The organism is Novipirellula sp. (assembly GCF_041583735.1).
Classification (GTDB): domain Bacteria; phylum Planctomycetota; class Planctomycetia; order Pirellulales; family Pirellulaceae; genus Novipirellula.
Genome location: NZ_JBFHFD010000143.1, coordinates 1 through 15,694 on the forward strand (window position 1 = coordinate 1; position 15,694 = coordinate 15,694).

Annotated in this window: 9 protein-coding genes; 3 read left to right on the forward strand and 6 right to left on the reverse strand. The window is 54.1% G+C overall.

All coding sequences use genetic code 11. The features are described from left to right. Positions 1–186: 186 nt before the first annotated feature. A complete protein-coding gene (gene glgX / locus ABX962_RS12955; protein WP_372720013.1) occupies positions 187–2,325 on the reverse strand; it encodes a glycogen debranching protein GlgX in 2,139 nt (712 codons plus the stop codon). A gap of 4 nt (positions 2,326–2,329) precedes the next feature. Next, entirely contained in the window at positions 2,330–5,260 is a 2,931-nt protein-coding gene (gene treY, locus ABX962_RS12960; RefSeq protein ID WP_372720015.1) for a malto-oligosyltrehalose synthase, read from the reverse strand. 178 nt (positions 5,261–5,438) lie between these two features. Between treY and treZ the strand changes: the two genes are divergently transcribed. Together treZ and ABX962_RS12970 are read left to right on the forward strand one after the other, a co-directional pair. Continuing rightward, on the forward strand, positions 5,439–7,349 hold the full coding sequence (gene treZ, locus ABX962_RS12965; protein WP_372720017.1) for a malto-oligosyltrehalose trehalohydrolase: 1,911 nt from the start codon (positions 5,439–5,441) through the stop codon (positions 7,347–7,349). 319 nt (positions 7,350–7,668) lie between these two features. After that, entirely contained in the window at positions 7,669–8,994 is a 1,326-nt protein-coding gene (locus ABX962_RS12970) for a hypothetical protein (RefSeq protein ID WP_372720019.1), read from the forward strand. Between the two features lie 155 nt (positions 8,995–9,149). On the opposite strand, the gene ABX962_RS12975 is transcribed toward ABX962_RS12970, so the two are convergent. Next, positions 9,150–12,311 (reverse strand): DUF6493 family protein, encoded by a 3,162-nt coding sequence (locus tag ABX962_RS12975; RefSeq protein ID WP_372720021.1) that lies wholly within the window; start codon positions 12,309–12,311, stop codon positions 9,150–9,152. Between the two features lie 124 nt (positions 12,312–12,435). Continuing rightward, positions 12,436–12,882 carry a hypothetical protein gene (locus ABX962_RS12980; RefSeq protein WP_372720029.1) on the reverse strand — a complete coding sequence of 149 codons (447 nt, stop codon included), beginning with the start codon at positions 12,880–12,882 and terminating at the stop codon, positions 12,436–12,438. A 568-nt stretch (positions 12,883–13,450) separates the two neighbouring features. Here ABX962_RS12980 and tuf point away from each other — a divergent pair. Beyond that, complete coding sequence (gene tuf, locus ABX962_RS12985; protein WP_372720023.1) at positions 13,451–14,647, forward strand: elongation factor Tu; 1,197 nt, start codon at positions 13,451–13,453, stop codon at positions 14,645–14,647. Positions 14,648–14,705: 58 nt separating this feature from the next. Here the strand turns inward: tuf and ABX962_RS12990 are convergent, their stop codons facing one another. Further along, positions 14,706–15,365, reverse strand: coding sequence for a metallophosphoesterase (locus ABX962_RS12990; protein WP_372720025.1), 660 nt, complete (start codon positions 15,363–15,365; stop codon positions 14,706–14,708). A gap of 8 nt (positions 15,366–15,373) precedes the next feature. Next, on the reverse strand, positions 15,374–15,598 hold the full coding sequence (locus tag ABX962_RS12995; protein ID WP_372720027.1) for a hypothetical protein: 225 nt from the start codon (positions 15,596–15,598) through the stop codon (positions 15,374–15,376). Between the last annotated feature and the right edge of the window lie 96 nt (positions 15,599–15,694).

A 15,694-nucleotide genomic window follows, 5' to 3' on the forward strand; every position in this document is an offset into this window, starting at 1 on the left:
AAGCCGATATTTAAGGCCTTGTCCATAAGAGCCATCGCTATCGGTCTGCCCGCACCCAGCAAATTACCGGATGCCGTTTTCGGAGCAGCGTAGCTACAGAACGGCAATGCCGTCGTTTTCTTGCCGAACTATTACGCCTTCCGTCATCGGCGGTTGTCGGGCATAGCACTGGGGCGATTTCTATTCTTAATCCGTTTCCACTGGGCTCTTCAACACGACCAGCGAGCATGTTTTAAGGGTGTAGGTGTGTTGCAAAATATCGGTCCCGTTTTCATCGAACAGTGCGGTGTCGAACACGCGTTGCCAAGATTTGCCGGCTGCCAGTTTGGGTAACCGGAATTCAACCTCCTGCGTGTGGTCGGCGTTGAACAGCATCAAAATATGGTCACCGACGATTGGCTCGCCATATTCATCGACGTCGATCTTGCCACCACAAAAATGGACGCCCAGACAACGGACGCTCGGATCGTTCCAAGTGGCATCACTCATCTCTTCGCCATCGGGGTCCAACCAGGTGACATCCAGACTATCCAATCCGCGAATCGCTTGTCCGTGAAAGAAACGCCGGCGATGGAAGACCGGTTGCGATCTGCGAAGCGTAATGACCTGTTGCACAAATTCACGAAGTTGATCTTTTGATTCATCCGAAGACCAATCCAGCCAAGTTAATTCGTTGTCTTGGCAATAGGCGTTGTTGTTGCCGTGTTGTGTATGACTGCATTCATCCCCGCTTAACAACATCGGAACGCCTTGCGACAATAAAAGTGTTGCCAAAATTGCTCGCTTCTTTTTCTCTCGCAGATGCACGACCGCTTCGTCTTTGCTGGGGCCTTCCTCGCCGCAGTTCCAGCTGTCGTTGTGATCGGCTCCGTCTCGGTTGTCCTCTTTGTTGGCTTCGTTGTGCTTATGGTTGTATGAAACCAAATCGTTTAGCGTGAACCCGTCGTGACACGTTACAAAATTTACGCTGGCATGGGGGCGACGGCCATTCCACTGGTACAAATCGCTCGATCCGGTGATCCGCGTCGCAAACTCCGACGCCAATCCTCCATCGCCTTTCCAAAAACGTCGAACACAATCCCGATAACGTCCGTTCCATTCGGACCATCCCACCGGAAAATTGCCGACTTGATAGCCCCCTTCGCCGAGATCCCACGGCTCGGCAATCAATTTGACTTGCGATAGCACAGGATCTTGGTGAATGATGTCAAAAAACGCACCAAGCTTGTCCACTTCGTGGAGTTCTCTCGCTAAGGTGCTCGCCAGATCAAAGCGAAACCCGTCCACGTGCATATGCGTCACCCAGTACCGCAAACTATCCATGATGAACTGCAGCACTCGCGGATTGCGAACGTTCAACGTGTTCCCGCATCCGGTGTAATCCATGTAATAGCGTTGATCATCGGCAACCAAACGATAGTAGGCCGCGTTGTCGATGCCGCGAAACGAAGTCGTCGGTCCCATTTGATTCCCTTCAAATGTATGGTTGTAAACCACGTCAAGGATCACCTCGATGTCCGCATCATGTAGGTTTCGCACCATCGTTTTGAATTCACGGATCACTTCGAGTGGTTCATCGGTCGCCGCATACCGCGAATCGGGGGCAAAGAACCCCATTGTGTTATACCCCCAATAATTCACCAACCCATTCTCTTGCAAATAACGATCATCGCTGTGGACTTGAATCGGTAACAACTCGACCGCGTTAACCCCTAGGTCTTTCAAATAGCGGATCGACTCGTGCGACCCGAGTCCGGCATAGGTGCCGCGATGCGGTTCGTGTATGGCTTTGTTGAGCTTCGAGAAACCCTTCACGTGCAATTCGTAAATTACCAACTGGTGAGACGGGATCTGAGGAAACCGATGATCTCCCCAAGTAAACGCCTCATCGACCACCATCGCCAATGGGGCATCGGCTGCATTATTGACCGGGCTGAACGATAGGTCTTGGTGTTCGTCCCCCACCAAATAACCGTACATCGCGTCGGTCCACTTCGGCAGTCGACCGATCACCTTGGCATACGGATCAAGCAGTAGCTTGTTGGCATTGAACCGGTGCCCTTTTTCGGGCTCGTACGGACCATCGACTCGATAACCGTACAATTGACCGGGGCGAGCATCCGGCAGATAGATGTGCCAAACCATGTCGGTATGTTCTGCCATCACATATCGGTGTGATTCCTTTTTATCGCCCACATCGTCGAACAAACACAGTTCTACCTTGGTTGCGTTCTCGCTGTAGAGAGCAAAATTGACGCCGCGTCCGTCCCATGTCGCACCCAATGGATAAGGACGTCCCGGCCATACACGTAGAGGCTGCATCATCTTCCTAGTTCGTTAAAATGCCAAAAGGAAACTCACCAAACACTTTGCTCAATCGCAGATGTCCGCCGCCATTTTTATCGGCTGTCACATTGAAAATTTGATCCGTAAACGTATCACGCAGCGGTACCCGTGAATCGCTAGGCAACATGACGGTCGTGTCGGCCCAAGCCGACGCCAACCACGGATCCAATGACACGACCGGAGAATCGGATTGCAGAAATTGCTGAGGCAATCGCGGCACCACGACGACCACCAAACGATCTTGGTATCGCCGAGAAAATGCGATAACGTTCTCTGCAAACCCGCCGCTGGTCAGCAGTGGACAATAGTCCCCCGACGCAAACGCAGCCCAATGTTGCTGACGCGTGTGCAACGCCCGCGACGTGGTGAACAATTTCAGTTCGTTGCTAAATCCGCTGCGTAGCGAACGAACAAGCTCGAGCGGGCCCGTGCTGTATTGCGATCGAACTTCACGCAGCACGACGGTTCGTGTTTCGAAATCAACCGCTTGACGGTTATCAGGATCGACGAGGTGAAAATCCCAGAACTCGTTGCCTTGATAGAAATCAGGAATTCCCGGAAGCGTCGCCTTCAAGATCAATTGGCTCAGCGAATTCACATACCCGGGACCCGCGATTTGGCGAGCGAGCGTATCGATTAGGTGGAATCGATCATGTTCGCGATCGGACAGGATTTCGGTCACAAACGTATCGATCGCGGATTCAAATGACTCCGATGGCAATCGCCACGACGTCTGCTGTTTGGCTTCGCGAAATGCCTTCTTGAAATAGGCCAACATTCGCTGAGTGTAGTGTTCCCAGATCTTCGTTCCGGTCCCGTCGCTGTTTGGATCGATGGGCCAAGTCCCCAGCAGGGTTTGGTGAATCAAATACCTTGAATTGACATCGGGCACCTCTTTCTCATCATGACATCTAACGAGCGGCTTGACCTCCGCATCCCACCGCCGAAAGTCTTGCTGATAGCGTTCGGGGATTTCCGACAGCACGTGCAAGCGTGCGCGGACGTCTTCGCCCCGTTTTGCGTCGTGGGTGGCGGTGGTCGATAAACTGCGTGGCCAATCGGTCACGCGGCGCTGCATGTGGCGGTGGAAGTCTTCGGTCGTGCTGCCGGACGATCCAAGCTCGGCTCCGACTTCGTTGAGCGACACCAGCGGATAATAGCGGTAAAACGCCGTGTCTTCGATTCCTTTGGCGGTCACAGGCCCGGTCACTTGCTGCAACCGAACCGCCAGAGCACGCCATCGCGATTTTAATTGCTCACTAAGATCGACCGGGAATTCCAACAGCAAGACGCGTGCGAGGAAATCGAGCGCCGCGCGTGACATCGTGGGATTGCGGATTTTTGCCCAACGGATCGCGTCGCGGATGCGACCATTGTCTTCACTGCCCACATCCCACCCAACAGGACGTGTGTAGGTGCGGTATACCGAGAAACAGGCGATCCATTCCTGGAGTGCACGCGTTAACACTGGATGTGTGAAATCGCAGGAACGACGATCGGCTCTGGCTAGCCGGAATAGATGCGAAGCAAGCACGAAAACCTCACTCGCCATCGCGTCATGTAAGATCGTCATCTTGCCCTGATAAGCGACATCGCGTGGATGTTCCGGTGCTTGGGTTAACGCGTGGTAAAACGATTGCAGCTTCGAGACGCCATTGGGATCCACTAACACGCCCGACAATTGATTCAAAAATTCATAACCTGTCGTCCCACTGATCTCCCAGTCTTCGGGTAACGATTCGTCGCCGGATAGGATTTTTTCAGCAACGACCCACAGATCGCGATTTTCAGAATTTGGTTTCGACTTTTTGAACGCAGTCTGCAAGTCCTTGAAATACTCGGCTGGATCGAGCAATCCATCGGGGTGATCCACACGTAATCCGGTCACGATCCCACGTTTCATCAAATCAAACGTCAGCGAATGAACCGCATCAAACACGGCGGGTTCTTCGACTCGGATGGCTGCTAAATCATTGATGTCAAAAAATCGTCGGTAATTGATTTCGTCCACGGCGACTTGCCAGAACGCCAAACGGTAGTACTGTTGATTCAGCAGCGCTTCCAAGGCGTCAAAACTACGTGGTTCGCCCACCGTTCCGTTGATTTCTTTGATGGCATCCTCGATCGCGGCGACCACTGCGGATTCGTTGCGTTGCAGCTGTGTCAGCCGGCGTCGGGCAACTGATTGTTCGCGATAACGTTCTTCGATGGTGCTTGTTTGCTGGCTCAACCGCTGTAGTTGCGTGACGATACTGTACAGTTCCTCTTGCGTTTGACGATCGACGGACTGTGGCAAGGCTGCGGCGGCATGCTCGAGAATCACCGCCCAACTTGCGGGCGTCAGCGGGAACCGGCGATTGAAATATTGGAGCGTGAATCCGTCGGGTTCCCGCCGAACCTGCAATTCTGCTGCTTCGAGTGTCTCGCCAAACGGTTTCCCAAGAAATGGAAGCAAGACGCGGTTGGGAAAATCGCTGCCGGGCGGATTCCAGTCGATGTCAAAGAAGATTGCTGATCGAGCGGCTGGTCCATTTTCGAGCACATCATTCCAGTGAGCATTGTCGGGATCGTTAATGCCCATATGGTTGGGAACGATGTCCAACACGATTCCCATCCCCGCGTGTTCTGCTGCATCAGCGAGTTGACGAAGCGATTCGTGGTCGCCGAACGCTGATTCGATTCGACGATGATCAACGACGTCGTAACCGTGTTGGCTGTCCTCGCGAGCATGAAAAAGGGGCGATAAATAAAGATCGCTGATCCCCAATGCACGCAAATAGGGAACCAACTGCTGAAGCGATTCGAATCCGAAATCGCTTCTCAATTGGATGCGATACGTCGCTCGTGGCAAGCGGTTGACCGTCGCTGATTGATCGGTCGCAGTGGATGCCGTTTGTGTCGCGGTTTGCGGCATGGATGTGCCTTCCGTGGATGGAATGTCCCTGGGATAGGAGGAAAACGAAGGCAGGCGTTGATGCAAATCCGGTACCAAATTTGCTAAGCAATCTGGCATGGCCACGCGGCCTGTGACGCGATGGTGTTGTCACGATCTGTTGCACGATTTTAGGACTTTGCAAATCGGAAATCATTCAATGCAAACTGAGTTGAAACGTCGTATGCCACTCGGAGCGGAAGTGCTCGAAAACGGTGTCCACTTTCGCGTGTGGGCGCCGATGCGAAAACAAGTGAGTGTGAAACTGAGTGAGTCCGGCAAATTGATACCGCTTGAAAGCGAAGGCAATGGTCACTTCAGCGCCTTTTGCGAAGGCATCGGCGATGGGGCACGATATTCATTTCGACTTGATGACGATGACTACGACTATCCCGATCCGGCATCGCGTTTTCAGCCCGACGGAGTGCACGCGGGATCCCAAGTGGTCGATCCCGAATCCTATCGTTGGAATGACGGTGCTTGGCGTGGCGTGGAGCTGCCGGGACAAGTGATCTATGAAATGCACATCGGATGTTTTACCGACGCAGGCACTTGGAGATCAGCGGAAAGCAAGCTTCCCTTTCTCGCTGAGACGGGAATCACGATGCTAGAGGTCATGCCGGTCGCGGATTTCGACGGTGAATTTGGTTGGGGATATGATGGTGTGAAATGGTACGCACCAACGCGGCTTTACGGTTCGCCCGACGATTTTCGGCACTTTGTCGATACGGCTCATCAACTCGGCTTGGCCGTGATTTTGGATGTCGTCTACAACCATTTCGGTCCCACGGGGAATTATACCGCCGCCTTCTCGCCCCATTTTGTTTCCCACCGTCATCCGACGGAATGGGGAGATGCCATCAATTACGATGGCGAACAGGCGGCGGGAGTGCGTCAGTTTGTTACAGAAAATGCAGCCTATTGGATTCGCGAGTTTCATTTGGATGGTTTGCGATTGGATGCAACCCAAACCATCTATGACGATTCGCCGCGGCATTTGTTAGCGGATCTTTCCACTGCGGCACGCGGTGCCGCATTCACTGCATCGGGCGAACAACGCAAGATCGTTTTGATTGCCGAAAATGAAACTCAGGACGTTCGACATGTCGAAGGCGTCGACCAAAACGGCTTCGGCTTGGACGGATTATGGAACGATGATTTTCATCACGCTTGCCGCGTCGCCGCAACCGGGCATGCCGAATACTACTACGCCGATTACGCGGGGACGGCTCAAGAACTTGTCTCGGCCACTCGCTGGGGATACCTGTTCCAGGGACAATACTCGCATGAACTAAAACGTTGGCGCGGGACACCGGCATGGCACGTTCCTGGTTGGCGTTTCGTGACCTATCTGCAGAATCATGATCAAGTTGCGAATTCCGCACACGGTTCGCGATTGCCCGAATTGACGTCACCGGGAACCTACCGCGCACTTACCACGCTGTGGTTGCTCGGACCGGGAACCCCCATGTTTTTTATGGGGCAAGAATTCGGAACCCACACTCCGTTTCGCTTCTTTGCGGATCACGACGTCGAGTTGGCCACAATGGTGCGCGAAGGACGCTGGGAATCACTGCGTCAATTCCCTCGTATCGCTGGGCATGATGGCCGAGTGATTGCGTTGCCGGATCCGGCCGACGAATCGACCTTTCGAGCTTGTAAATTGGACTGGTCAAAATGTCGCGAAGATTGTCAGGATTTAATGTTACATCGCGACCTTCTGCGACTTCGCAGCGAAGACCCTACGTTTTCCAAGCAAGACAAGAATATGATCCAGGGGGCGGTGATCAATGCGGACTGTATGCTAATCCGTTGGCACAACCCGCAGAACGAGCAAGGCGAGCTCGATCGATTGCTGCTCGTCAATTTGGGGCGTGATTGTCATTGGAGTCCCTCGGCGGAACCCCTGGTTGCACCCGCGATCCATACTCATTGGCAAATCAAATTTTCGAGCGAAGATCCAGAGTATGGCGGATCCGGTACCGCACTGCTAAACACCACCAACTGGCACATCCCCGGCCACTCTGCAATTTTGCTAATTCCGACCGCGGGCCAGAGCCCGAGAAAGTAGTGACGACACATTGTATCCCCAAATGTTTTTTCCGGCCAACCCGCCAGGGATTGAAAAGATACCGGGCGGGCTGTCGCGGGATGAGTCAATCACCCTGTGAAAGCATGACAAAACGCTCATGATTGCAACGCGTTCATCATAGTGAATTTGGCTAGATGTCGGCTCCGTAAAGCACGTGACCTGGCGACCTGTTAGAATCGAACTTGTAAAGGACCGGCATTGACTCCGAAGCGAATGGTTCCGTCCGCCCCCTTCACAAACCCACTTGTTCGATCAGCCGGGCCATCCACTGGTGCCAGTTGGATCAGGGAGTAATCTGTTGGCTGCATCGACGATCGAGTACACGTACCAGTATCCGTTTTCGTCTGCGGTGGATACTTCATGCTGGAATCTTGCTGGCACTGCGATCCACTGCAGGCACGCGATGTTCTTTCAAGGCGGATTGCAGCGGCCTGATTTGGTGTCGCAATCGCTGCTTGTGCTCAACCGGATTGTACGAACGCATTTCTTTGATGCACGGCCCTCTCAACGTGACCCCATCGTCACGAGCAGTCCCAAGATGGTTCGCTGGGAAGGATTTAGTGGTTGCTGCGGAGTGTACACCAGAGTCGACCTTGATCAGCGTGCATTCCAAGATGCTGAACAGACCTTTGGGACAACGAACGTTGATTTCAATTCCGAGATGATCAGCCAGTTGTCCAAAGTCGGGCGACACGATGAAACGCGGCTTTCGATTTCAAACGAGGCTGTCGTGCTGAGCACGGGCGAGGCGGAAGTGGTCGAGCGAAAGGTGCCACTGCCACGGCGTTGGATCAAGGGGCTGAGCGAAGTCCAGGCTTATCAGACGAAACTGAAGCTTCGGCACACGTTGCATCCCGTTTCTGTGTCGCGGTTACTTCAAAGCCTAGGCACCGCGCCGCGTGGCATCGAATATCTGACTGTGCGTGGACCGGCGGTCAGACTGAGTCGACGGCAAACCCCCGGCAGTCTAATGATCGGGGGTGCCGAACGTCTCAAACCGCTCGCGCCGCTGTTGCTGCAGGCACGCGAAGTGGGGTTGTGGAGCGATGAAGATTCAGGCGTGTTCGCAGTGTCCGTTTCCATGGACGTCGGACGATTTTGGTTTGTGTTAAGTCCCGCGATGCACCGAGGGTTTTCGGGGGAAGGACAATTGTTGCAGACACTGACCTGCGATCATGCCGTTCAAATTGCGGACGAGATGTACGACCTGCTTGGCTGGCAATCCGAATTGCATCCGGTCGAGTTGGCGGTCCAACTTGGATGTCGTGTCGAGGATGCAGCGGCAAGTCTGGCAATCCTGTCCACTCGCGGGATCGCGGGTTTCGATGCCACCACGGGCTACTACTTTCATCGCGAACTTCCCTTTCGGGGCGCGCTGGCCGAGCGTGATCAGCCACGACTGCAAAGTGCGAGAAAGCTGATCGACACAGGCCAGGCCAGGATCGTGAGTTCGACGAGCGACGGCCACGACATCGAAGTGGCTGGAAACACAGCGACTCAATTTGTGCGAATCCGCCGTGACGGCGATCGATGCACCTGTGTCTGGTACACACGGCATCAAGGCCAGCGAGGTCCGTGCAAACATATTTTGGCGGCCAGGATCTTGGTGGATTCGCCGGGGTAGCGAGTGCGTCTAGTGGGGAAGGATTTCGTGCTTACCGAGGATTGCAAGGGGCGTCGATTGTACTACGGAAGGATTTTGGATTAGACGTAGCCTAGGCTTCCAGCCTGGGTTTACTGTGATTCCCAGGCTGGAAGCCTAGGCTACGTTTCGTCCGCTCAGCATACTTTGCTGTGCCGCTCGGCTCGCGATATTCGGGCGTCCAAGGCCGCAAGGATCGCAGCCTGACACGGTCCATCGGGGACGTCGTTTCGGGCAAGTAGCGACTTTGCAAAACTTTTTGCCTTTCCGCTTTTGATTGTCTTTAACACCGGTTCCGTCGACTCGCCGACTTTTCTGCCCAATCGTTCGTTGCACTCGTCAAGGATTTCGAGCAGCTTGGCGGTGTCGCGTGGCAGGTCACTACCCAAGTCGTGGGTGGAAAGAAAAGACTCAATTAACAAGGCAATCAGCAGCGCATGCTGGTTCGACACTGCGGCGACTTCGGCGAAACATTCTGCAATGCGATTCATCTTCATCCAATCGCCTACAAGGATGTCCCGCCAAGCGTCGGTCATCGTCTCGACATTGCAGCGATCTTCGGCAATGATGGCGATCCAGACTTCGTTTGCCATCGATTTGGCATTCGCGTCCTTGCTGGTGGTCGCAATCCATAACGCGCGAGCGGCCATCCGTTCAACGGATTGGTCCGTCGCTAGCAGTGGCAGCAAGTAGTGATCATACCGCTCTTCGACCGATGGACCGCTGTTTACTCGCTGTGACAGCGCGTGGCTGGCCAAGGCCCAATACCATGTCAGTTTCGCCGGCCAATGGGTGGCCAAGTAGGGATAGACGTAGGCTGGAGCGGGATAGCTGTGAAGTTGATTCAGTTTTGCAGTGTAGAATCCCGCGTCATTGAATTGATGAATTTGTCCGGTCGTCATCTGTTGAAATAGATTTTCGAAGTTGTCTTCCAGCGGAGCGTCGCCCAAAATTTGAGACAAAAAGTTTGTCTCATCCGAGGCATCGCTCGGCTGATCACCGGGCATCGGGCTGCTATGAACCAGACCGCGTTGATACCGCTTGTCTTTCGCCGCGACGACGGACCACTGGTAATTCGCCGGCTGAAAGACATCCGGCAAATGCCATATTTCGTCGGGGACCTGCGCCCGTTCGCCGTCGGGAAGATAGTCGCCCAAATCCACCCCAGGATCGCGAGCACGTATTGCGACGATCCAAACTTGCAGCGGCCAAGTATCGTCCAACGCCAGGTCGGTGTTCGCCGTCTTCATGTCGAGCACGAACTGGGCAAGCTTTAGAAATCGTGGCGACAGCGGTGTTTCGGAACTCGAAGCCAGTCGCCATGCTTCGTGACGTCCGTCGGGAGCGATACGCAACATGCTGCGAGTCAGGTCGTCTTCGATAAAATCGATTTGTTCGCTATCAATATGCCGAAGTCGATGAACCCATGTCACCGGAGCGATCCAGCCACCTTGGTGTGTCGGCGTTGACAGCAACGGATAAGTGGTTCCCGAGCGAACACGATCGGCCAGTTGTCGTAGAAATATGCCCATCGGGTAACGCTCGGGGATGACCATGTCATCATCGTCGTCGTCGGGGGGCTCGCCCAGCCAAGCGGCGATCAAATCCGAGAAGGCGTCACCCAGGATGCCTCCGACCACGCCACGATTGGGACGGTCAAAAATGTGGGCGCAGGCCCTGGAACGCAGCGAATCGGTCTTAGCGTCAAAGTGGTCATTACGGTCCGCATGCAGGCGAACAATCGCATCGACCATTTGATCGGGGGTGTCACCACAATCGCAGTGCTCGACTGCCTGGGATGCCGCTTCGATTAACGTATCGATGGAATCGATGGGTTCGATGGGGGCTCGGATATTGGTGATGCAAAGCTCCGTCATTTGCCAAGGGTCGCAAGCTTCCCAGCGGTTTTGGGCAGCGGATTGAAGAGCTTCATCGATTTGAAAACGGTGCGCGATTGCAGGGGCGAGTTGGGTTGCTCGTTGTCGCAATTCGTCGAGGTCATCGGGGGCCTGGCTATCGAGCACCGCGATTGTCGATGGAGGTTCGGAGTCCGGGGAACGCGTGGCAATCAGTTGCAGTAGTTTGGGTTTTAGCGTTGCCGCCACCATCGCTTCGCAATGTTGCAGCTTTTCGATGACCGATTCGTCCGCTGGTGTGATTCGCTCGGCGATCGCGTCCAAGGCAGCGGACTGGACGTCTTTGTTCGCATGTGTGATCGCTTCGCAGAGACCTTCGATTGCCTGTTCACGATGACTGCTATCGCTGGCAATGCGGTTCAACAACTGCACCGCTTTTAATGCGTGTCCTTTGGGTTTGAGCTGAAAGATGACGGGGATTTCGGGGACGGCGCGCTCGGCGTCCAGTAAACCGTGTTTCTCTAACGTGATGAGTTGCTCGAGGGCAAAGCCGGCGACCGCCGCCTGCGGATCCGCAAGTAGGCCAATCCAACTGGTTTGAAGTTCGGAAATGATTTTAGGATTCGTTTTGGCGATGGGTTTGATGATCGCTTTGGATAGAATGACGCAGCCGTTACGCTCGGTTTGGTTTAGTGGTTCATGAAGCGTTGCGGCAAACATCGTTAGAATGGCTTTGTGATCAAGTAGATCTGCCTGCGCCATCCACTCGATGATGGGGATCCACTGTTTGGCTACCGAGAGTTGGTAGGGCCACCTGGGAAGCTCGTAGATCACATTCCTTGCTGCTTCGACGTCACGCAGGACGGTTTGCGTTGCCTCGCAAGCACTTTGAAAGGCATGCGGAAGTTGTTGAATAAAGACGTTCTGGATCCAGTCTTGTTTTACCGTTTGAATCAGACCGTGTTGATACAGCCGGCACCAGAACGCCGCGGTCAGTCCGGCGGAAGCACCATCGTCGTCGAGCTCGGTGATATGGTCGATCCAGGTGGCACCCCATTCCGGTCGGCGATCCGCCATGATCTGTGCCGACTCGGCTTCGTAATCGGGGGTGCAGACGAACCGCCGGAACGATGATTCCGGGGCGACACCATAGCTTGCCAGCCAAGCGATGTAATGGAGATCGTGATCATAGTCGCGCTTTCGTGATGACATCGGGACGATGCCGTCGATCTGACGCTTTTGCTCGATCCGGGGGTCTTCGGGTGTGACGTTGGTTTCAAGCAACCGAACAAACAGCGAGTCGATACCCAAGGCGAATAGCAAGATGGCCAGCGATTCTCTCGCAACATCACGGTCATCCTCGTCGCAATTCGACAGCGTCTGAACCACGGCGGCGGTATCTTTAGCATGAATCGCGGTTTGAAGCGTTTTGAATTCCAGCATGATCGTCCCACGTCAAGGAATCGAATGAGTTCCCGAACATCATATCAGCTCTCATGATCCCAAGTGGGGTTCTCATCGGTATGACATGCGGGTGTTGCCAACATCACGGGAGAACGCCTGCCGATCACCAGCGAGCGTGGTGAATGCGTTCCTCATCCGTTTTGGAAATGAACGAAGGAAACGATCCCACGACCTCGCCACCCAGGCACGCCGGAATGGGCGGCTCGTATCTGACGATCTTAAGGTCGTCAGTGACATCTTCGCCAAGCAGGTACGGTCGGCCGAGAATTTCGGGACGAAGCAAAAGTCCCTGGGAAATCTGTCCCTGCAGATTCACGGTTCGCAGTCGGAAACCCTCGCGATCATCCATTGTGTTCAACGATGACCTTCGCAAGAATTCGAATTCTGCTTTGACGGGCAGGAACGAGTCGTTTTCGCAGTAAATCGCTGGGGAACCTACCGCACATTCGCCGTTCTTCGTGACGCATTTCCAGCCATCGACGACTGACAATTCAATCAAGTCCGCACCCGGGATCGGTCTCGTCTCTTGAACGGTCCGAACCGTTGCCAGGTTTTCTCATTACGCTTCTCTACATCTTGTAGGTTGCAACTCGTTCACAGGCACGAGCAATGCAGCAAGTGCAGAGGAGTTCGGCAATGCGTGGAAGGTTCGCAGACTTCATCGCGAACCCAACTCAACGATGAGTGTCTGTGTTTCAAACCACTGTCACTGGATTCTGCGATGAACACATTCACAACATCAACATCCAACTCGTCTTTGGAGGGCGAGAGCGGGAAAGGTGCGTCGTGAGAATAATTGAATTTCAAATCGATCCACATAGCCCGCCCGGTGATTCACTTGGCGGGCTTTTTTTGTGGCTTGATTCCGGGCTCCTGCCTAGTAACGCACTGTCTTGCCGGGTCCCGCCTGCCGGGGTGAGGGACTCGCGAGGGCCGAACCTCGAATGCATCGTGTTACCTTGCAGGGCTAATTAACAAGGGCAATGCCCCAACCGTTTTCTGTTTCTTCGTTCCCAATCATCTGGCGCTCGTGCGAGCGAAATGGCTGCCGAGGCTGCTCACCTCGGTGGTTGGCGACTGGGGCGATACGTTTCCTTTGAAAGAGGAGTTTGCGAGCTATGGTTCAAAAGCAAATGACCCAAAAGGTCTCGGTCAACGTCGGCACGATCGGTCACATCGATCACGGCAAGACGACGCTGACGTCCGCGATTTTGCGTGTTCAAGCCGAAAAGGGCTTGGCGAAATACAAGTCCTACGAATCCATCGCCAAGGGCGGGATTGTTCGTGACAAGAACAAGACCGTCACTGTGATCGCTTCGCACGTCAAGTACGAAACCGAGTCTCGACGGTACGCACATATCGACTGTCCCGGGCACGCCGATTACATCAAGAACATGATCACGGGCGCGGCCCAGATGGACGGCGCAGTGTTGTTGGTTTCGGCTGCCGATGGTCCGATGCCGCAAACGCGCGAACACTTGTTGCTCGCGCGTCAGGTCGGAGTGCCTCACCTGGTCGTGTTCATGAATAAGTGCGATCTCGTCAAGGACCCCGAATTGCTCGAGTTGGTTGAACTAGATTTGCGAGAAATGCTAACACAGTACGGATACATCGGCGACGAAGTGCATGTGATTCATGGATCAGCAAAGCTGGCTCATGATAATCCCACTCATCGCGACTCGATTGCATGCATCGAGCAGTTGCTGGACGCACTCGATCGCTCGATTCCTGATCCGCTGCGATTGATTGATAAACCGTTCTTGATGCCGATCGAAAATGTCTACTCGATTGCCGGTCGCGGCACGGTCGTGTCGGGTAAGATCGAGCAAGGAGTCGTGCGAGCGGGTGACAAAGTCGAAATCGTTGGTTTGGCTAGCGAGACTAATCACGACGTTATCACACAAGTCGAGTCGTTCGGCGAGGTCTTGGAAGCGGGCAATGCCGGTGACAATGTTGGCGTGCTACTTCGTAAAACCGCCCACACCGCGATCACGAAGGGGCAAGTGTTGGCGAAAGCCGGCAGCGTTACTCCGCATCATCAGTTCGAGGCGGAAGTTTACGTGCTGAAGAAGGAGGAGGGCGGACGTCACACTCCGTTTTTTGACGGATATGCGCCACAGTTCTTCTTCCGAACCACGAACGTGACCGGCAGTGCGTCGGTGATGGACGGAATACAAATGGCGATGCCGGGTGACGGTGTTCGTCTTAGCATCGCACTAAAGCAACCGATCGCGATTAGCGACGGCGACCACTTCGCCATCCGTGAAGGCGGGAAGACCGTCGGCTCGGGCGTGGTGACGCGAATCGTCGCCTAGTGCGCAATACGCGAAACGTCCGCGGCGGAGCGATCCGTCGCGGGCGTTTCTATTTCAATCAAAACTCGATGACGAAGCCGTTGTTCTTCAGTATCGCGGAAAGGTTACAGCATGAACAATTGATGAACTGCGTCGCACCGCGAGTGAAAATGCCGTAGTTACTGATACCTCGTTCGTCGTGCAGGTGTCCGAAGGCGTGAATTTTTGGCTTGATCCGATTTTCAACGTGGTGACGCAAGGCCATGCAACCGACCTGGATTAACGCCTTTGTATCCATGTCGTGCGTAAGATCCAAGACTCCCTTGGGCGGACCGTGCGTGATCAAGATATCGACGTCATCGGGAACCGCTTTCCAAACGAGATCCAACTGGCTCCGCTTCTTCATGTAAGCCCAATCGTGAAATCGAGGCGTGTAGGGCGAACCGAACAATTTGATTCCGTTGCACTGCATCGATTCATGAATCAGAAAACGAATGTCAGGATAGTCATTTGAGCGTATCAGACCTTGTGCGACTGCGGTCGAATGATTGCCAGGCACGAACACCTTGGTCGCGATGTTCAATCCCGAGTACCAATCGAAGAACCGTCTTGCTTCGGGTTCGTTTGTTATCGCATTTCCATCGGTCGATTCGTCGCCGCAATGGACGACCACATCGACGTCGGGAACGTCCAGTCCCAAATGCTCGTTGTGCGTGTCGGAAATAAACCAAATTTTCATCGTCTCAACTATCTCTTTTCCGCACTTAGCATCCGAACCACTTTCGCGATCAACAACAACCACGGCGTCGCATGGAGCAACAAGTCGAAAATGTCGATCGGCCGCTTGAGCGTTCCGCTTGCGAGCATTTTCAACTTTTCCCAGAGATGAGGCTCGGGAACAAACGGAGCCAACCCTACGGTCAATGCCGCCACCAGAAAAAGCAACAAGGGGATGCGATCCAACCAGTTCATGCAACTTCTCTTGGGGCAATGGGTGACGACCGATCGTCAGGTCGCATTCATTGTAGCGGACATCACCTGGTTGCGATCAATCTGTCCACGGCGAGG